This is a genomic window from Enterococcus sp. DIV0170 (genome assembly GCF_051710765.1).
GTDB classification, from domain to species: domain Bacteria; phylum Bacillota; class Bacilli; order Lactobacillales; family Enterococcaceae; genus Enterococcus_A; species Enterococcus_A raffinosus.
The window spans coordinates 1,216,378-1,234,863 of sequence record NZ_JBIOLG010000001.1 but is presented as its reverse complement, the minus strand read 5'-3'; the positions used below and the strand labels follow the sequence as shown (position 1 = coordinate 1,234,863).

Annotated in this window: 18 protein-coding genes and 1 other annotated feature; of the genes, 3 read left to right on the top strand and 15 right to left on the bottom strand. The window is 37.2% G+C overall.

All coding sequences use genetic code 11. The annotated features are described in order from the left end of the window. Nucleotides 1–3 precede the first annotated feature (3 nt). The 8 genes from IGI50_RS05955 to IGI50_RS05920 all read right to left on the bottom strand — a co-directional run bounded on the left by IGI50_RS05955 (nt 4) and on the right by IGI50_RS05920 (nt 8,018). Complete coding sequence (locus IGI50_RS05955) at nt 4–1,380, bottom strand: V-type ATP synthase subunit B (protein ID WP_010744508.1); 1,377 nt, start codon at nt 1,378–1,380, stop codon at nt 4–6. Next, nucleotides 1,373–3,154, bottom strand: coding sequence for a V-type ATP synthase subunit A (locus IGI50_RS05950; protein WP_438776455.1), 1,782 nt, complete (start codon nt 3,152–3,154; stop codon nt 1,373–1,375). Before IGI50_RS05950 ends, IGI50_RS05955 begins: the two co-directional genes overlap by 8 nt. A 13-nt stretch (nt 3,155–3,167) precedes the next feature. Beyond that, nucleotides 3,168–3,479 carry a V-type ATP synthase subunit F gene (locus IGI50_RS05945; RefSeq protein ID WP_218257082.1) on the bottom strand — a complete coding sequence of 104 codons (312 nt, stop codon included), beginning with the start codon at nt 3,477–3,479 and terminating at the stop codon, nt 3,168–3,170. After that, entirely contained in the window at nt 3,469–4,464 is a 996-nt protein-coding gene (locus tag IGI50_RS05940) for a V-type ATPase subunit (RefSeq protein ID WP_438776454.1), read from the bottom strand. The genes IGI50_RS05945 and IGI50_RS05940 overlap by 11 nt, the downstream gene beginning before the upstream one ends. Nucleotides 4,465–4,521: 57 nt before the next feature. Next, nucleotides 4,522–5,106: a hypothetical protein gene (locus IGI50_RS05935; RefSeq protein ID WP_218257080.1), complete on the bottom strand. Its 585-nt coding sequence runs from the start codon at nt 5,104–5,106 to the stop codon at nt 4,522–4,524. A gap of 151 nt (nt 5,107–5,257) precedes the next feature. After that, complete coding sequence (locus tag IGI50_RS05930; protein WP_438776453.1) at nt 5,258–5,728, bottom strand: V-type ATP synthase subunit K; 471 nt, start codon at nt 5,726–5,728, stop codon at nt 5,258–5,260. An 18-nt stretch (nt 5,729–5,746) separates the two neighbouring features. Beyond that, nucleotides 5,747–7,708 carry a V-type ATP synthase subunit I gene (locus tag IGI50_RS05925; protein ID WP_438776452.1) on the bottom strand — a complete coding sequence of 654 codons (1,962 nt, stop codon included), beginning with the start codon at nt 7,706–7,708 and terminating at the stop codon, nt 5,747–5,749. Then, a complete protein-coding gene (locus IGI50_RS05920; RefSeq protein WP_438776451.1) occupies nt 7,698–8,018 on the bottom strand; it encodes a hypothetical protein in 321 nt (106 codons plus the stop codon). Before IGI50_RS05920 ends, IGI50_RS05925 begins: the two co-directional genes overlap by 11 nt. A gap of 49 nt (nt 8,019–8,067) precedes the next feature. Further along, nucleotides 8,068–8,115, bottom strand: a sequence feature (sodium ion sensor (DUF1646 type); this cis-regulatory element may regulate processes involved in with the transportation of sodium ions). A gap of 219 nt (nt 8,116–8,334) precedes the next feature. On the opposite strand from IGI50_RS05920, the gene IGI50_RS05915 reads away from it, so the two are divergent. From IGI50_RS05915 to IGI50_RS05905, 3 genes are all read left to right on the top strand, one after another. Continuing rightward, nucleotides 8,335–9,057, top strand: a complete 723-nt coding sequence (locus IGI50_RS05915; protein ID WP_438776450.1) for a gamma-glutamyl-gamma-aminobutyrate hydrolase family protein — start codon at nt 8,335–8,337, stop codon at nt 9,055–9,057. Between the two features lie 157 nt (nt 9,058–9,214). After that, nucleotides 9,215–9,892: an ABC transporter ATP-binding protein gene (locus IGI50_RS05910; RefSeq protein ID WP_438776449.1), complete on the top strand. Its 678-nt coding sequence runs from the start codon at nt 9,215–9,217 to the stop codon at nt 9,890–9,892. A 1-nt stretch (nt 9,893) separates the two neighbouring features. Next, nucleotides 9,894–11,165, top strand: a complete 1,272-nt coding sequence (locus tag IGI50_RS05905; RefSeq protein WP_438776448.1) for an ABC transporter permease — start codon at nt 9,894–9,896, stop codon at nt 11,163–11,165. A 45-nt stretch (nt 11,166–11,210) separates the two neighbouring features. On the opposite strand, the gene IGI50_RS05900 is transcribed toward IGI50_RS05905, so the two are convergent. From IGI50_RS05900 to uvrC, 7 genes are all read right to left on the bottom strand, one after another. Beyond that, nucleotides 11,211–12,659, bottom strand: coding sequence for an alanine/glycine:cation symporter family protein (locus IGI50_RS05900; RefSeq protein ID WP_438776447.1), 1,449 nt, complete (start codon nt 12,657–12,659; stop codon nt 11,211–11,213). Nucleotides 12,660–12,852: 193 nt separating this feature from the next. Continuing rightward, nucleotides 12,853–13,668 (bottom strand): aldo/keto reductase, encoded by an 816-nt coding sequence (locus IGI50_RS05895; RefSeq protein ID WP_438776446.1) that lies wholly within the window; start codon nt 13,666–13,668, stop codon nt 12,853–12,855. Between the two features lie 72 nt (nt 13,669–13,740). Next, complete coding sequence (locus IGI50_RS05890) at nt 13,741–15,000, bottom strand: ABC transporter permease (protein ID WP_060789361.1); 1,260 nt, start codon at nt 14,998–15,000, stop codon at nt 13,741–13,743. Then, the gene (locus tag IGI50_RS05885; protein WP_438776445.1) at nt 14,993–15,892 is read right to left on the bottom strand and encodes an ABC transporter ATP-binding protein; all 900 of its coding nucleotides are present in this window, start codon (nt 15,890–15,892) and stop codon (nt 14,993–14,995) included. Before IGI50_RS05885 ends, IGI50_RS05890 begins: the two co-directional genes overlap by 8 nt. An 11-nt stretch (nt 15,893–15,903) precedes the next feature. Beyond that, the gene (locus tag IGI50_RS05880) at nt 15,904–16,368 is read right to left on the bottom strand and encodes a hypothetical protein (protein ID WP_010744493.1); all 465 of its coding nucleotides are present in this window, start codon (nt 16,366–16,368) and stop codon (nt 15,904–15,906) included. Next, the gene (locus IGI50_RS05875; protein ID WP_010744492.1) at nt 16,365–16,571 is read right to left on the bottom strand and encodes a helix-turn-helix transcriptional regulator; all 207 of its coding nucleotides are present in this window, start codon (nt 16,569–16,571) and stop codon (nt 16,365–16,367) included. Before IGI50_RS05875 ends, IGI50_RS05880 begins: the two co-directional genes overlap by 4 nt. An 88-nt stretch (nt 16,572–16,659) precedes the next feature. Next, nucleotides 16,660–18,435 (bottom strand): excinuclease ABC subunit UvrC, encoded by a 1,776-nt coding sequence (gene uvrC / locus IGI50_RS05870; RefSeq protein WP_010744491.1) that lies wholly within the window; start codon nt 18,433–18,435, stop codon nt 16,660–16,662. Nucleotides 18,436–18,486: the final 51 nt, after the last annotated feature.

Here is an 18,486-nt window from a genome sequence, read left to right as displayed (position 1 = left end):
GGATCAAGCTCCCTCTGTTAAATATTCGTCCAACATGTCATCCTTGATCCGTTTCAACTCAGTACGCGGCAGCATGGCTAATAGCTCCCAGCCAAGATCTAAGGTTTCTTCAATCGAACGATTTTCATAGAACCCTTGATTGACGTATTCTTCTTCAAATCGTTCCGCAAATTTTGCATAGATTTTGTCAACATCTGACAAAGCAGAATCACCTAAAACGACCGCTAACTCTTTTGCTTGTTTTCCTTGTGCATAGGCTGCAAAGAGCTGATTCATCGTCGGAGCATGATCCTTACGAGTTTTACCTTCCCCTGTCCCTTTATCTTTTAGTCGAGAAAGAGAGGGCAAAACATCAATTGGTGGTTGAATTCCATTTTTATCTAATTCACGCGACAAAATAATTTGTCCTTCTGTAATGTAACCAGTTAAATCGGGAATCGGATGAGTCTTATCATCTTCAGGCATCGTAAGAATAGGAATCTGAGTAACCGAACCTTTTAAACCACGAATACGTCCAGCACGTTCATAAAGCGTAGCTAAGTTCGTATAAAGGTAACCTGGATAACCACGACGACCAGGAACTTCTCTTCGTGCGGCGGATATTTCACGCAAAGCTTCACAATAGTTAGTCATATCCGTCATAATAACCAATACGTGCATTCCTTTTTCATACGCTAAATACTCTGCAGCCGTCAATGCCATTCGAGGTGTTGCGATCCGCTCAATTGCCGGATCATTTGCCAAATTCATGAATACAACTGACCGGTCGATTGCTCCAGTCTGACGAAAATCTTCCATAAAGAATTCAGCTTCTTCAAAAGTAATACCTATCCCGGCAAAAACTACCGCGAAATCATCTTCTTTATTTAAAACGGTTGCCTGACGAGCGATTTGAGCCGCTAGCTCCTTGTGAGGCAAACCAAATCCTGAGAAAACTGGTAATTTCTGACCGCGAACCAACGTGTTTAAATGGTCAATAGCAGAAATTCCCGTTTGAATAAATTCATCAGGATAATCACGAGAAACCGGATTAATTACTTCACCATTAATATCAACATTTTTTTCTGCCAATATTTCTGGTCCACCATCTTTCGGTCTACCCAAACCGTCAAAAACGCGGCCAACCATATCTTCTGATACACCTAGCTCTAATGGATGTCCTAAAAAACGTGCGGTTGATTCTTTCAAATTAATACCGCTAGTCCCCTCGAATATCTGTACTAATGCTTTGTCCTCATGAATTTCTAGTACTTGTCCTCGACGTAATTCTCCATTATTCAATCGAATTTCTAGTAGCTCTTCATATTTGATGCCTTCCACTTTATCAATTGCCATCAAAGGTCCGACCACTTCATTGATGGTTCTGTATTCCTTAATCATTGGTCATTCCTCCTTCTGCAATAATCGCTTGAATTTCCGAAACGATATCTAAATGAATTTGATCCAGCTTCTCTAACTCATTCTCAGGGATATACTTACTTCGAGCAATTCTATCTCTTAATGTAACTGTCCCATCCATGATTTCTTTCAAATAGGTACCCAGCTCCAAAGCACGTTGCCCTTCTTTATTAAAGGTTAAAATGTTTTGAATCATCTTGAATTGTTTTTCTCTCGAAGTAAACGTATCTATATCATCAAAAGCATTTTGCTGCAAATAATCTTCACGCAATGATTTTGCCACTTCCAATGTCAAACGATCTTTTTCTGATAGCGAATCAATTCCGACTAAACGAACGATCTCATTCAATTCAGATTCCTTTTGCAGCATTCTCATACCATCTGATACCATTTGTGACCAATTCGCCTGTAAATCATTGTCTAGATACTTGCCAACCTCTGAAGAATATAAAGAATAGCTTTGCAGCCAGTCAATTGATGGGAAATGGCGTTGTTGCGCTAATGTAGCACTTAATCCCCAAAAGACTTTTACTACTCGTAATGTATTTTGAGTTACAGGCTCAGATGTATCCCCACCAGATGGAGATACGGCACTGATAGCTGTGATCGAACCTTCACGTCCATCATTTCCTAAAGCAATGACACGACCAGAGCGTTCATAATATTCCGCCAGACGACTACCTAAATAAGCTGGATATCCTTCGTCCCCAGGCATTTCTTCTAAACGTCCACTCATTTCTCGTAACGCTTCTGCCCAGCGAGAAGTTGAATCGGCCATGATCGCAATATTGTAGCCCATATCACGGAAATATTCAGCAATGGTGATTCCCGTGTAGATTGAAGCTTCACGGGCAGCAACCGGCATGTTTGACGTATTAGCAATCAAGATTGTACGTTCCATCAAGGATTCGCCTGTAGTAGGATCAATCAATTCAGGAAATTCATTCAACACATCAGTCATTTCATTTCCACGTTCACCACAGCCTACATACACCACAAGGTCCACATCGGCCCATTTTGCGATCTGATGCTGAACAACTGTTTTCCCGGCACCGAATGGCCCAGGAACTGCTGCTGCGCCTCCCTTTACAACTGGGAAAAAGGTATCAATAACTCTTTGCCCAGTAATCATTGGCGCTTCTGGATTCAATTTCTCAGAAACAGGTCGTCCACGTCGAACAGGCCACTTTTGAAGCATTGAAAATTCTTGAATACCATTTGGCGTTTCAATCACATACACGGTATCATCTATTGTAAACTCACCTGATGTAATTTTTTTCAAGGTACCTTTAATTCCGTTTGGAACCATGATTTTATGTGTAATGATTTTAGTCTCTTTGACTGTTCCTACTATGTCTCCGGCAGATACAGTGACCCCTTCTTCAACAGAAGCTTCAAACCACCATTTTTTTGTATGATCTAAAGCTGGAATTTGGATTCCACGACTTAAAAAATTACTGTCAGTTTGATCTTTAAAAGTATCTAATGGTCGTTGAATCCCATCAAACATTTGAGAAACGATCCCTGGTCCTAATTCAACTGAAAGCGCCTCTCCTGTTGTCCTAACTGGTTCGCCTGGTCCGATTCCTGCGGTTTCTTCATAAACCTGGATGGAAGCAACATCCCCGCGCATCTCAATGATTTCACCGATAACCCCAAGGTCACCTACGTAACAAATATCTTGAATGGCTGCTTGCTCCATATGTTCTGCCAATACTAATGGACCAGAAACTTTTATTATTCTACCTTCTTGCAAGTTATTAGCTCCTTTATAAAATATTCTGTCCGACTGCCCGCTCTACTTGTCCTTGTATCATGGACTTGCCGATTCCTAACGTTCCTTCATGATTAGGAATCAGAACGATTGCCGGAATCATCTTTTCTTCATAACGTTTAATTGTTTCGGGAACAAGCTGAGCAAACTCTTCCGTAATATAAATGATGCCATAATCATTTTTGGCCATTTCTTCAATTTGCTGACGAATGACCTGTTTATCCTTTATCGTTCGAGTATCAAAATCAAAGAGTTTAAAAGGCAAGACAGAATCTTTGTCACCAATCGCACCAATTTTATGTGCCATATGTCTCACGCATCCTCTCTCTCATTTGTTCTTCCGTCAACCCAATTCGTTTGCCAGTAATAATTAGACGAAGATTTTTTGTTTCGATCGACTTTGCATTCAAAAGAGCAAGTACTGGCAGAGGACCAAAAGCGTGTGTCTGCGCAGTTTCATAAAAACTTGTTAAATAGTCGTCACAAAGTCTTTCCAATTGACTTAAATCAATTATGCTTCCTTCAATACTTGGTTCAATGATTTCACCGTAAGAGGTTGCCATAAGATAATTAATCAATTGATCTGATCCAAGCTCAACACAATCCAATAATTCTTCTTTTGGAATACTTCCATGGCTGGACAAAGCTGTCGACATGAAATTACGACTTCTTTTTTGTTTAATCCCACGAGCAACCATCAAAATATTCGTGAAGTCAATGAAGCTGATAACTTCCTTCAATAGTTCCGGCTCGTTTATCTTATCAGCTACTTTTCGCTGGCAATATAAATATTTACGATCCAAAATAATATCGATCCCCTGTAAGCTATTAGATTCTTCAAAATGCTCACGGACTTCCTGAATACTTTCCAGTAAAATTGCCGGCAATCCACTCGCCATTCCAGTACGAATAGCCGTCTTGATTTGCTCTAATGAATAAAAACCATCATAAATGTAAAGGTCATCAAAATTTTGATCTAATAAATCAGCTTTGATCAATGCTTTGAGATTATGGAAAGTAAAACGCATTGTGTAAATCCAAATAACGTCCGGATCAGGAACAATTTTAACCAACTCTGTCAATAAATCTTCTTGCGCCTGACCTAAAGCTACTTCGAAGCTATCAAAAAAATTATCAGTTAGATATTCACCATAAATAGTCCCTCTGAAAAGAGCCTCAATTTCCGATAAATCATCTGCTTTGATCATTCGAGTCATTAGCTCAGGTGTCAATAGTTCTAATTCTTTCAAACGAACCAGTGGATTCAATTCATGATACGTAGATTGCTTCATTCAATGCCTCCTAATTCGTATTTTTTAACCGACTCTATAAATAAAGTCTACATTTTACTAGTCAAAAAGTGATTCGGCCACTTGGAAACTCTCACGCTGTTGAATCTCTCCAACCAGACTTTGATAAAGAAAGTTGTATTGCACACCCTCTTTATCTAGAATAAATCCTGCTTGACCTTCAATAGTTCCTTCTCCAAAATCTAGATGATAAGAGAGTCTTCTATTTTGCTCGATAAGCCACTCATTTGAAAATACAGTTTGTGATTTTTCTCCGGGAATAAACGTCAAGTCCCCTTGTAATTGCATCTTTTCTAAAGCATGATGAGCAAATTTTTGCTGTTCTTCGGTAGACCAGTCTTCCATCTGAATAACAGCATCAGCGAAGACACGTTCTAATATCGCTTGTTTTTGATTTAAAATCATTTGTTTTTGAGCAATCTGCTGCCGATTTGTAGCCTGCTTGTAGTTGTTTTCTAGATTTTTCAAGCTTTTTTCCAAGCGTTTTTGATGTTCTATTTCTATTTCTGATAGTTCCGCTTGAAACTCTTGATCAATCCGATTCGTCTCTTTTTCTTTCAACTGAAGCTGTTCTAATTCAGCCTGCTGATTCAATTGCTCGACTATCTTTTCGATTGCTTCCATTAAAAAACTCCTTATTCGTACTAAGGTATTTATCTTTTCTGTAAGAAAAAATAATTCCGATTCTTCTGACGTAAATTATTCTTATCTTTTATAGTTTTAACGTGTTTATATCTTTCCTAAACAGTCATCTGTTAAATAAGGATTAATCTTCTTACACTTGTCCTACTAATAAGAACGAGATAACGAAACCTAAAATTGCATACGTTTCAACCATAGCAGCATAGATGATCCCTTTAGTTGAATGTTCAGGTTTTTTCGCTAAAATTTGAATACCTGCTGCAGCAACTTTCCCCTGTGCCATACCTGAGAATAATCCTGTGAAAGCAATCGGTAATGATGCGCCTAAATAGCCTAACCCTTGAACAACTGTCAAATCACCAGACAGATTTGTAAAGATCAAGAATGCTATAACGAAACCATACAGCCCTTGTGTACCTGGTAATAATTGTAAAATCAATGCTTGACCAAATTTTTCCGGTTGGCTAGTTGTTAATGCTGCAGCCGCTTCACCGGTCATACCTACACCTTTTGAAGAACCGATCCCTGAAAAAATTGTCGCTGTCGCCATTCCTAAAATCGCAAAAATAATACCGCCACTGTTGTTAATCAAATACTCCATCATTGTTTAAAATTCCTCCAATTATTTTTCTTGTTCTATATTTACATATTTTTCTTCTGTTTTTAATGGATTAAAAGCTCGTCCGCCGCCTTCATAAAACTTTCCAAAAAATTCTACATATTGTAAACGAGCCCCATGAACATAAGCTGACAATAAAGATAAAAATATATTCAACCCATGAAGCGCCAGCATCAACAATATTCCAACACTAAAACGTGCTACTGGTGGCATATAACCCACTAACATATTAAATGCTGCAGCAATACTTCCCCCTGAAATACCCAAGGCCATTAACCGTGTGTAACTAACTAAATCGCCTATATAACTAGTAATTCCATAAAGGTTGTACGCACCTTTTGCTAATCCCTTAATCTTAGATTTTGCTTGCAACATCGGCGTAACAATGATCATAAGGGCGCTTAAAACAGCTAGAGCCACACCAATCACAAATAATGCTTGATTATTAAGCAACATTTTTCCCAAGCCTCCGATGATTGCACCAACCATGATTCCTTGCCAAGCGAATCCATCGGAAACCGCACCAAGGTAATTCTTTGCCTTTATATTTTCTCTTGCAGCTAAACCTAATCCAATAAAAATTTGAATCACACCAAAAACGATTGATAAAATCAAAATACTAATGACATCGTTACTAGTTGACAGGATAGGTGTGTAGCCAAGCGAGAATCCAAAGAATGAATTATATATCAATCCCCATAATATTGTAGGAATTGATAAAATTTGGAAGAAACGCATAAATCGTCCCATTCCTCTAGGCAAGACAGTTCTCAACGCAATTGTCGTAGCAATAAGCATCAACGCGCCATAACCAGCATCAGCAACCATCATTCCGAAGAACACAAAATAAAATGGCATAAACCAAGGTGTCGGATCAACCTCATGATATTTAGGTAAGCTATACATTTCAGTCAGCATCTCGAATGGTTTCACGACCGCATGATTTTTGAGTTTTGTTGGAATCTCTTCATTTATTTCGATATCAGTAGGCTCCTCTATCTCTAAATAAAGATTTTCTTTCCCAACCGTTTGGTTCATAAAGTCTTCAAATGACTTAAAAGCTTCTGTCTCAAGCCACCCTTGTAATAGGAATAACTTATCATCCTTAATAAAACGATCGTGAATCATCCAACGATTTTTACGCGCGAGTAAAACCTCTTCCGCTGTTTCCAAACGTTGGATAACTATTTTTTTCTGTCCGATTAGTCGAGCCAATTGTTTTTGCTCCTCGACCAACTCAAGTATTTCTCGTTGAATCACGGTTAACTCAGCCTTAGGCAGAAGTGATCTATTATAATTAAACGTGCTAATACTAAATTGCCGAACCAGTTCTTGGACTTCCGTCTGTTCCTCTCGCAAAAATAATAGAACAAAATTAACGCTTTGATCATCACTATATATACTTTCACAATGAATCTGTTTTTCTTTAACTTTTTGTTCAAATAAATCCCAAATACTTGCATCAGCAGTTCCTAAAAAACATTTTGTTGACCGCAAGCTATATTCATTAGGCAAAAAATCTAACATTTTCCATTTTTGTAGCAGACTTTCTTGTTCTTGCAACTCACGTTGTTTCGAGCTGGCTTCAATAAACCGCTTCTCCAAGTCTTGGATACTCTCTAACTCGCTTAACAATGCGGACTCGTCAAACGTATCTTCTAATTTTTGAAGAGTTGCCTGCTGACGTTTAAGGTGAAGCCCTTTTTCTCGACTGCTACCATGATGCTCTACAAATTGTATAGCATGCGTTATTTGTTCTAACTGATTATCCACTCTTGCAAGGGCGTCTTGACTAGGTAAGGGCGCTACTTCTTCAAAATATTTTTCTACCCAATCATTGCTCACAGTTTGCTCAAAAAGGTCACGAACTTCCACACCTTGAAATCCTTGAATCGCAGATAGAATTTGTTCACTATGTCCTTGCTGGGCAATCAAGGTCAGTTTACTCATTTTGCTAACTGCCATATTCTGAGATCACCCTTTCAATAATTTTTTGAACCGTTTGTTCCTTTTTTTCTAAATAATTGTCTTCCATTTTCTTAATTGCAACTTCTGCACGACTGGTTAGTTCTCGTTCTTCGGTTTCTAACTCTTCAGCTAATGTTCGTTCTCGTATAGCCAAGGTACTAGAAAAATCTTTTTTTAACTCATCACGTTTCTTTTGCAACAATTGTTTTTTAGTTGACTCGTAACTCGACAGTTCTGCTAGTAACAGTTCTTTTTTTCTTTCATTTTGTTCTTCAGCAGACTTTATTTTCTCTAAAGCTTCTAACACACAAACCCTCCTTTATATACAAAAAAAGAGCGCAAAACTCTTAAGGTTGCTCTTCTCACCCCTTGAAGAACACGATCCTTGAAGCTTACGCCCAACCATTTTGTATCTATTCAATGAGTCTAGTATATCAAAAAAAGGAATACTCGTAACTATTTTTCCTCAAAAAGGTTAAAAATCTCATATATTTAGCAAGTAAAATCTGCTTTATTTATAGTAGGGTTTTACTCAATAAAAATTAGAAAAAGTTTAAAAACCATAATACTTGCTTTTTCAGTTTTGACTATGGTATCAAGTAATGTAGAAGGAGTGGTCGGTCATGAAAAAAAATATTATTGGAATCGCGGCAAACCAGCATTATCAAAACAATCAAGATTTTTTTGATCAGCAATTTACTTACACCCCACAAGGTTTTATTGATGGTGTACACCAAGCTGGAGGTATCCCAATGTTGTTACCAATCAGTGATCCTGAACTTGCTAGGGATTATATTGCTTCTATTGATAAATTATTACTTGCTGGTGGTCAAGATGTCACACCATTTCTTTACGGGGAAGAACCTCATCCGAAATTAGGTCCGACAAGTATCGAGCGAGATTCTTTCGAAATGGCACTAATTAAAGAGGCCATCAAACAAAACAAACCAATTTTTACTATTTGCCGTGGAACCCAATTACTGAACGTTACTTTAGGTGGAACATTGTACCAAGATCTTTCACAGTATTCTGATTGGGAAGTAAAACATGACATGTTTCCCACCTTACCAGATTTCGGGCTTCACTCAATCACAGTGAACTCTGATTCAACATTAGCTCCCCTTTTTGGTGAACAAGCACAAGTAAACTCTTATCATCATCAAGCGATTAAGGATTTAGCAGAAAATCTTATGCCTATTGCTTGGTCTCAGGATGGGATCGTGGAAGCAGTAGAAAGTCGTGAAAAAAATACTAAAATTCTTGGTGTGCAATGGCACCCTGAATTGACTCAGAAAAAAGATGCAAAAGAGCAACGCCTATTCGATTTCTTCGTTCAAGAATTTTAATAACAGCAATTAAGGTTCAATCTCTAAATCCGAGATTGAACCTTATTTATTTACATTTTCTTACTTTTTATCAATAAATCCTACTTTAGTACCATTTCTTTCGTTTTCACTTATGGGAGAATCATCTCATAGCTTTTTAGCTAAAAGGAGGAAAATAATGAATGCAATTGAAGTAAATGATGTGAAAAAGGTGTACGGTTCTGGACCAGCAGCCTTTGAAGCACTAAAAGGGATAAGTTTCACGATTAAAAAGGGAGAATCAATCGCGATTATTGGTAAAAGTGGTTCAGGTAAATCTACCTTAATGCATATTCTTGCGTTACTTGATCGACCGAGCTCCGGAAAAATAGCTTTATTAAACCAAGACACACAAAAGATTAATAAACGAACGCTGAATAAATTGAGAAATGAAACCTTTGGCTTTGTCTTCCAACAATTCTTTATGAACCCTAAAGATACCGTTCTTTCCAACGTTGTCTTACCGCTTAAAATAGCTGGGCTTTCTAGTCGTCAACGAAAAGAAATGGCTATCAATGCATTAGAGGCGGTCGAGCTCAGTGATAAAGCCAATAACAAGGCCAATGATTTATCAGGAGGGCAAAAACAGCGTGTATGCATTGCACGTGCGATCGTCAATCAACCAGAAATTATTTTTGCTGATGAGCCCACCGGAAACTTAGATTCGACTACTGGCGAAAAAATTGAAGAACTTTTATTTAATTTAAATCAGAATAAAGGGATTACCTTGATAATAGTGACTCACGACCCTGAACTCGCAGCTCGCTGTGATCGTCAAATCCATATTAAAGATGGTCAACTATTGGAGGGCGCTTAAAATGAGACTAATTGACATACTTAAATCTGCAAGCTCAAATCTTTGGCGTAACAAAGGTCGAACACTACTTACAGTTATCGCAATATTCATTGGTGCCTTTACAATCTCTCTAACCACTGGTGTGAATAATGGCGTAAATGACTACATTGATCGTCAAATAAGCGGAGTTGGCGGAGAGGATCAATTAATGGTTTTTCCTGAATCACAAATGAGTTCTGGTAATGAGGACCCTCAAGAGTATAATCCTGACAAAGGCGCGGGTGCTGATGCAGATTTTTTAACAACAAAGGATCTTGAAAAGATCAAGAGTACAAAGGGAATCCGCAAGGTTGAGCCTTTTCATTTTCTATCTACAGATTATGTTCAACGGCATAACGGAAAAAAATATTTACTCTCTGCTGTAAGTGTCAGCGATATCTCTATTGATCTAGAGTCTGGTCGTGAAGTAAGTAATTTCGGCGAACATTATGAAATCAACTTAGCTCCCGAGTATCTAAAATCATTAGGCTTCAAAAATGCAAAGTCTGCACTAAACAAAAAGATAAACATTGCGGTTAGTAGTCAAGCTACTGGAAAACAAGAAATTATCGAGGCAACAATTGTCGGTGTTCGAAATGTTAGTTTGATTCAACAAGGACAATCTATTATGAGCAAGGCATTGTCTGATAAAATTGTCAGTATAAATGAAAATGGTTTGCCTGAAAATATGAAGAGCAAGTATAGTACTCTTTTTGCAACAATGGATAAAAACTTATCAAAAAAACAAATCGATCAATTAAAAAATCGTTTGTCTAAAAAAGGGTTCAGTTCAATGACTGTTGAAGATGAAATTGGCATGATACGACAAGTAGTTAACGCTATTACTGGTGTTCTCACTCTATTTGGCGCAATCGCTTTATTGGCTGCAAGTTTTGGCATAATCAACACCTTATATATGTCTGTGCAAGATCGAACACGTGAAATCGGTTTGATGAAAGCGATGGGAATGGGACGACTGAAAGTCTTCTTAACTTTCAGCGTTGAAGCACTCTTAATAGGCTTTTGGGGAGGAATCACCGGAATAGCTGGAGCTATCGTTGCAGGGAGCCTTCTAAATGATTTTGCTGCCACCTCCTTTTTAGATGGATTAACTGGTTTAACCCTGCTACAATTTTCGTGGCCTTCTATGCTGATCATTTTAGTGATTATTATGTTCATTGCTTTTTTAGCAGGAACTTTTCCAGCAAATCAAGCAGCCCGTCTAGATCCAATTAACGCTTTACGCTATGAATAAAAAGAAGCTATAGCAAAAAATTGCTATAGCTTCTTTTATTCTTTATTAGTCATCTTCAATAGTTGTCTCTGATACTGAGAATGTTGATAAATCAGTCGTTTCACCTGTAGACAAACGTTCAAAATAGGATTTTGTCTCTTTAAATACCACAGGACTTAGTAAAATCAGGGCAATGATATTTGGAAATGCCATTAATCCATTAAAAATATCGGCAATTGTCCATACCGCAGAAACTGTCAAATACGGCCCAATAAATACCGCTAAGATATAAACCAGACGAAATGCTGATGAAAACTTCGTGTTCCCTCCAGTCAAATAACTTAAACAACGCTCCGAGTAGTAATTCCAGCCTAAAATCGTGGTAAAGGCAAAAAATGCTAAACATGTCATTAATAATAAAGACGCAATGGTTTGCGAAATTGGTAATGCTTCTGAGAAGGCAAAAATCGTAACTGCGGAACCCTCTAGACCAGTTTCCCATGCCCCTGTAAGAATAATTGCCATACCAGTCATATTACAAACAACTAACGTATCAATAAAAGTACCCGTCATAGATACTAAACCTTGTCGTACAGGTTCTTTCGACTGTGCAGCTGCTGCCGCAATTGGCGCACTACCTAATCCAGATTCATTTGAAAAGATTCCTCGAGCAATCCCTTTTTGCATGGCGATCATCATTGCCCCCATTGCACCACCAGAAACTGCGCGTAAGCCAAACGCACTTTGGAAAATTTCAATAATAACTCCTGGTAATTTTGTGATATTCACAATGATCATGAACAAGCAAAGTCCTACATAAATGACGATCATTAAAGGAACAATAATCTCAGACACTCTTGCAATACGTTGTACACCACCAATTAGAACAACAGCAACAAGAACTGTCACCACAATACCCGTGAGAATAACTGCCCATGAATATTCATTACCAAAAAGGGTAATCGTATTCACTTTATTAGGATCAAAAAAAGTTTCTGCCGCTGAAGTAATCCCATTAATTTGAGCAATTGTACCAATTCCAATTAGTCCAGCAATTGCTCCAAAAAAGGCAAACATCTTCGCTAGCCACTTCCACTTTTGTCCCAACCCATTTTCAATGTAATAGAATGGACCACCTAGTGCTTTTCCATGGTCATCAAACGTACGGTATTTAACCGCCAGTAGCCCCTCTGCATACTTTGTAGCCATTCCTAACAAGCCAGCTAACTCTAACCAAAACAGGGCACCTGGACCTCCCGCAACAATTGCTGTAGCAACGCCTACAATATTACCTGTACCAATTGTAGCTGATAGCGCTGTACATAAAGCTTGGAAACTTGTGACATCTCCTTGTCCACCCTCTTCATTTTTCACCATGTACTTCAGGGCAAGAGGCAAACGACGAACTTGAATCATCCGGCAACCAACAGTTAAAATAATACCAATTCCTAAAATTAAGACGATCATTGGTGCTCCCCAAATCACAGAATTAATTTTCAATAAAATATCACCCATCAAATTCCTCCCTTTTTCTAGTTATTCTATCATAAAAATAATTCACAAACTCTTTTTCAATTAAAAAAATTTTCATTCTTGTTTTTATGGACAGAAAAGATTCAGCATTTTTCATTGGAAAATACACAAAAAACACGTATAACAAATATGAATTATATCTGTTATACGTGTCACTTTTCTTCTAAAAACTTTATTAGAAATCAAAATTATCAGGATCGGCACCAAGACGTTCATTAATATTTAAACTATCTATTTGATTCATATCTTCTTCACTCAGTTCAAAATCAAAAACGTCAAAATTTTCTTTGATACGATTTTCATGAACAGATTTTGGAATAACAATGATATCACTCTGCAGATGCCAGCGAATAATTACCTGTGCAGCAGTTTTATCATATTTTTGTCCAATCTCAACAAGTGTTTCGTTTTGTAATATCTTACCTTGTCCTAGCGGCGACCATGCTTCAATAGCAATATCTTCTTTAGACAAAAAGTCACGTAGCTGAACTTGTGTTAAGGTCGGATGTAGTTCAATTTGATCCACCATTGGTTTAATTTTTGCCGTTGTCATTAATTCTTCAATGTGGTGCTGATGGAAGTTTGAGACACCAATTGCTTTAGCACGACCGCTCTCATAAATTTCTTCCATTGCTCGCCAAGAATCATTGAATTTTCCTTCAACAGGCCAATGGATCAAATATAAATCTACATAGTCTAGTCCTAAACGCTCTAGACTATCATTAAACGCTTGATGAGCAGATTCATACCCTTGGTCGGCATTCCAAAGCTTAGTGGTGATAAATAGATCTTCTCGGTTCACTCCAGCTTGACGAATCCCCTCGCCAACTCCTTCTTCATTTTTGTACACAGCTGCTGTATCAATCAGTTGGTAGCCATTACTTATGGCCCATTTAACAGAATTCGTAGCATCATCATCATTCACACGCCAAACACCTAAACCTAATCGAGGCATTTCGAGACCATTTGCTAATTTTTTCATCTTATCCATCAAATTTCCTCCTTCTAGTTTGTGTTTCATTTCTATTGTGAAAGACTTTGATTCAACGGTCAACAGATTTGTCTATTTCTTTTTCCGATCATTTTGCATAATAGAAATTGATTGTTTCAAAGCACTAAGCGTACCGCCTTCACTATAGACTAAGACATTTGACTTATACAATTGTGCTGAGAAAAGTGTCAGTAAAATCGTAAAGACTATCAAAATTCCTAAAGAGACAAATGCGCTGGACATTGCGGCTGTACCTGATGCTAAACGCAACGGCATACTGTACGACGATAAAAATGGAATATACGAAGTAACCTTGATGATTACATTGGTTGGATTAGAGGTTCCTAAAATTAAACCTAACATATAACCAATCATTGAAAGATACATCACTGGTTGGATCGCTTTTGCAGTATCCTCTGGTTTGCTTACTAACGAGCCGCATAAGGCAGATAGAACAGCGTATAAAAAGAGCCCAACCAACATAAAGGCAATAATCGCCAAGGCACCGCTTCCCAGTAACGATTTAATAGATACGTTATTGATAAGATCTTTTACCATAGCAACATCTTTGAATTGTCGATAACCAAACACGACAGCTACTCCGTAAATTAATAACTGGGTTAAAGCCACTAACAAGACACCCAATAATTTCCCATAATAATGCGTTTTTGCCTTCATACTTGACAGTAGGACTTCCATGATACGTGTACCTTTTTCTGAGGCAATTTCTTGAGCGATAATTGACGAATAACTAATAATAAACACAAACATAATGATAGTAGTTAAAAAACTCAAAATAAACTGGGTTCCTGAATCTCCCCCATCACTTTGCATCTTTCCATTCTCAAAAGTCACTTTAGTAGATTCGAATTTTGCCGGCTCCATAACCTTCTGTACTTGTGCAGTTGTTAAATTTAACTGATTGGCACGAATAGTCGCTTGCATTGAACTTAAAATCTGCTGCAACTGCGTCTCAGTCGAGGTCCCTAGAGAAGCTTTACTATAGAGCTTTCCTGAAACATTCTCCTGACTCATCTTAAGATCAAGATAAGCATCAACCTTCTTATCTTCTAATTGTTTTTGCGCTTTTTTATCGGAGGATATTATTTTGAAGCTGTAATCCTCACTTTTTGTCTTTGCTAATTGTTCTGCTACTGCTGGCTGATCACTGACAATACCAATTTTATTAATATCATTAGCATCTCCAAAGAAATGTTGTGATAAATAGAAAATGCCCATAACTAAAAATGGTGCAAGGATCATAATGACGAAGGCGGTTGATTTTACATTCTTTTTATAGACATCTTTTATAATAATCCCCATTTTACTCATTTACGGCACCTGCTTTCCATTTAAAAATTTCTTCTAGTGTTGGCGGTTGTTGATTAAACATTGGAATATAACCGTCTTTAGTCGCTTGATTAAAGATGTCTTGTCCAGCATCTGGATTTTCCAAAGTAATATCAAAACTACCATCCTCTTTTTGAATCACAGTATGCACACCAGCAAAGGCTTCTATGTCCTCTTTTTTCAAATGAGAATCTAAATATAATTTACTACGTCCAAAAGACTCACGGATTTCATGAACCTTCCCATTTAGAACAGTTTCGCCATTTCTCAACATAATCAGGTGATCACAAATTTTTTCTACGTTATCCATATTATGACTAGAAAATATAACGCAAGATCCCTTCTCTTTTAGTTCAATAATGCCATTCTTTAGTAATTCGGCATTCACCGGATCTAACCCACTGAATGGTTCATCTAAAATGACTAACTTCGGTTCATGAATCAGAGTTGAAATTAATTGAACTTTCTGTTGATTCCCTTTCGATAAAGATTTTACCTTATCTGTTTTTTTCCCTTTGACCTGAAACTTTTCCATCCATTCATCAATTTTTGGTGCTATTTCCTGTTTGCTTTTTCCTCTCAAAGAGGCAAAGAAAAGCAACTGATTTTCAATTGTAACCTTGGGATAAAGCCCACGTTCTTCTGGCAAATAACCAATGATGTTATAGTCGTTACCAGATAATTCATGTCCATCCCACAGAACACTCCCCGAATCTTTTGATAGGAAATCTAGAATTAAACGAAATGTTGTAGTTTTTCCTGCTCCATTCTGCCCAATCAATCCTAAAATCTTTCCATCTTCGATCGTAAAATTCATATTATCTAACGCTTTGTATGATCCGAAACTTTTACTCAAACTCTCAACCTTTAACATTTTTTCACTCCTTATAATTTCTTTCTAAAATAAAGACAACAAATCAGATAGCTGAATAGAAAAACATAAAGCAAGCTGCTCGCAGTAATCATCAAACTCTCTGAAATAAAGCTGCCAATCATACTTAACATTACTAAAACAACCGCAAGTATATACGCAGTTACTTTTAAAGCCATATTTGAAATTTCTAGGTTACGTTCATCCGTTCTAGCAATCCGTTGTTGTTTCAATTTTTCAGGGTTACGTATTGTACGTTGATTTCTAAAAATAAAAATAATGAAGGCAACACTTATTGAAAGAAAGAAACCTAGCAAATATCCAACAGCATGTTCACTTATTTTTAATTTATACCAATTCGTTCCAACAAATAATATGCCAGAACAACTTAACATAAACAAAATCGTCACTAAATAAATTTTACTCTGCTTTCGTAATTTCTCTGCATATTCACGGTCTGCCTTGGATAGCTCTTTCATTCCTCGTCCTCCTCATCGAAAATGAACACCTCTTCAATTGTTAAGCCAAAAAAACGGGAAATCTTATGGGCTAAAATTAACGAAGCATTGTATTTTCCGTTCTCTAAAGAAATAATGGTTTGTCGCGTTACTTCTAGATAATTCGCCAACTCATTTTGGGTCAGCTTACGTTCTTTACGTAAGGTTTGAATTCGATTTTGCAAATAATCCCCCCTCAATGTATAGCGCGCTTTACATATGATACAAAAAAAGTATAGCATCCTTTACATTTAATGTAAAGGGTACTATACATTATTTCTTTTGCAATTCATTATAGGTGTTTTCAGCTACTACTTTTGGTAACCCTACTTTTTGTAGTTCATCAATTGAGGCTGCTTGAATATTCTTTAATGATTTGAATTCCTTTAACAGCATTTTTTTTCGTTTCGGCCCGAGACCATCAATATTATCCAGCTTAGAGGCAAAGCTGTTTTTACTTCGTAATTGTCTATGAAAGGTGATGGCGAAACGGTGAACTTCATCCTGAATTCGTTGAAGCAGGAAAAATTCCTGAGAGTTGCGCTCTAACGGAACGACATTCAATTCTGGTCCAAAAAGTAGTTCACTTGTTTTGTGCTTATCATCCTTTGCTAAACCAGCAATGGGAATATCTATCCCTAATTGATTGGCTAACACATCTTTTGCTACATCTACTTGGCCTTTTCCCCCATCAATCACAATAAGATCTGGAAAAGGTAGACCTTCTTTCAGAACACGTGAATAACGCCGATAAATAACCTCTCGCATTGAAGCATAGTCATCGGGGCCCTTGACTGTTTTAATTTTATACTTACGATATTCTTTTTTAGCTGGTTTCCCATCAATAAAGACAACCATTGCTGAAACTGGATCCGTCCCCATAATATTTGAATTATCAAAGGCTTCAATACGAATAGGAGCTGGAATATTCATAGCATCACCCAATTTTTCCACCGCACCGATTGTTCGAGCTTCACTGCGGCCAATTAAATCAAATTTTTCATTTAAAGCTACTTGTGCATTTTTTCCCGCCAACTTAACAAGTTTTTTCTTGTCACCACGTTGTGGCTGCAGAACTTTTGTGTCTAACATTGCTTCCACACTTACTTTATCGATATTATCGGGAATCAATACCTCTTTTGGAATAAAATGCTCATTCTCCTGATAAAACTGACCGATATATGTAAGAAAATCTTCCTCTGCATCGTTGTAAAAAGGAAACATCGAAACATCCCGTTCGATCAACTTTCCTTGACGTACAAAGAAAACCTGAACACACATCCACCCTTTGTCAGTAGCATAACCGAATATATCACGATCGACTAAATCCGTATTCGTCATTTTCTGCTTCGTCATAACTGTTTCAATCGCTCTGATTTGATCCCGATATTCCGCAGCTTTTTCAAACTCCATGTCTGCTGCTGCTTGATTCATCTTCTCTTTTATTTGATCTTGAATCTCTGTGTGGCCGCCATTCAAGAAATTCTTTATCTCTTCTACCATATCTTTGTAAACTTGAGGATCAACGTGAAACGCGTAGGGACACAAGCATTGTCCTAAATGATAATAGAGACAAGGAGTTTTCTGTGATGGCTTGCATTTTCTCAGTGGAAAAAGTCGATCCAATAATTTCTTTGTTTCATTTGCGGCATTTACATCAGGATAGGGACCAAAATAATGAGCTTTATCCTTTAAAACCTTACGAGTAATCATTAATCGCGGATATTTTTCATTTGTAATTTTTAAAAAAGGATACGTCTTGTCATCCTTCAACATAATATTGTACTTAGGATCATTTTTTTTGATTAGATTAATTTCAAGCAACAAAGCTTCGATATTTGATTCTGTCACAATATATTCAAAATCTACAATCTCACTGACTAGTCGCTCCGTCTTAGTGTTATGACTACCTGTAAAGTAAGAACGAACACGATTTTTTAAAATTTTAGCCTTTCCTACGTAAATAATCGTCCCATTTTTATCTTTCATCAAATAGCAGCCAGGTTGATCTGGTAATAGTGCTAATTTATTTTTTATTCGTTCATTCATAAGTTGCTATCCTCCAAAGCTGCCTATAGTTAAACAATCCTCTTTAATAAT

Coding starts and splice junctions, on each gene's coding strand:
- IGI50_RS05940 (WP_438776454.1), bottom strand. CDS start 4,464: ATGAAGCAATCTACGTATCATGAATTGAATCCACTGGTTCGTTTGAAA.
- IGI50_RS05910 (WP_438776449.1), top strand. CDS start 9,215: ATGAATGCAATTGAAGTAAATGATGTGAAAAAGGTGTACGGTTCTGGA.
- IGI50_RS05905 (WP_438776448.1), top strand. CDS start 9,894: ATGAGACTAATTGACATACTTAAATCTGCAAGCTCAAATCTTTGGCGT.
- uvrC (WP_010744491.1), bottom strand. CDS start 18,435: ATGAATGAACGAATAAAAAATAAATTAGCACTATTACCAGATCAACCT.
- IGI50_RS05925 (WP_438776452.1), bottom strand. CDS start 7,708: ATGGCAGTTAGCAAAATGAGTAAACTGACCTTGATTGCCCAGCAAGGA.
- IGI50_RS05945 (WP_218257082.1), bottom strand. CDS start 3,479: ATGGCACATAAAATTGGTGCGATTGGTGACAAAGATTCTGTCTTGCCT.
- IGI50_RS05900 (WP_438776447.1), bottom strand. CDS start 12,659: ATGGGTGATATTTTATTGAAAATTAATTCTGTGATTTGGGGAGCACCA.
- IGI50_RS05895 (WP_438776446.1), bottom strand. CDS start 13,668: ATGGATAAGATGAAAAAATTAGCAAATGGTCTCGAAATGCCTCGATTA.
- IGI50_RS05915 (WP_438776450.1), top strand. CDS start 8,335: ATGAAAAAAAATATTATTGGAATCGCGGCAAACCAGCATTATCAAAAC.
- IGI50_RS05955 (WP_010744508.1), bottom strand. CDS start 1,380: ATGATTAAGGAATACAGAACCATCAATGAAGTGGTCGGACCTTTGATG.
- IGI50_RS05880 (WP_010744493.1), bottom strand. CDS start 16,368: ATGAAAGAGCTATCCAAGGCAGACCGTGAATATGCAGAGAAATTACGA.
- IGI50_RS05885 (WP_438776445.1), bottom strand. CDS start 15,892: ATGTTAAAGGTTGAGAGTTTGAGTAAAAGTTTCGGATCATACAAAGCG.
- IGI50_RS05930 (WP_438776453.1), bottom strand. CDS start 5,728: ATGATGGAGTATTTGATTAACAACAGTGGCGGTATTATTTTTGCGATT.
- IGI50_RS05890 (WP_060789361.1), bottom strand. CDS start 15,000: ATGAGTAAAATGGGGATTATTATAAAAGATGTCTATAAAAAGAATGTA.
- IGI50_RS05935 (WP_218257080.1), bottom strand. CDS start 5,106: ATGGAAGCAATCGAAAAGATAGTCGAGCAATTGAATCAGCAGGCTGAA.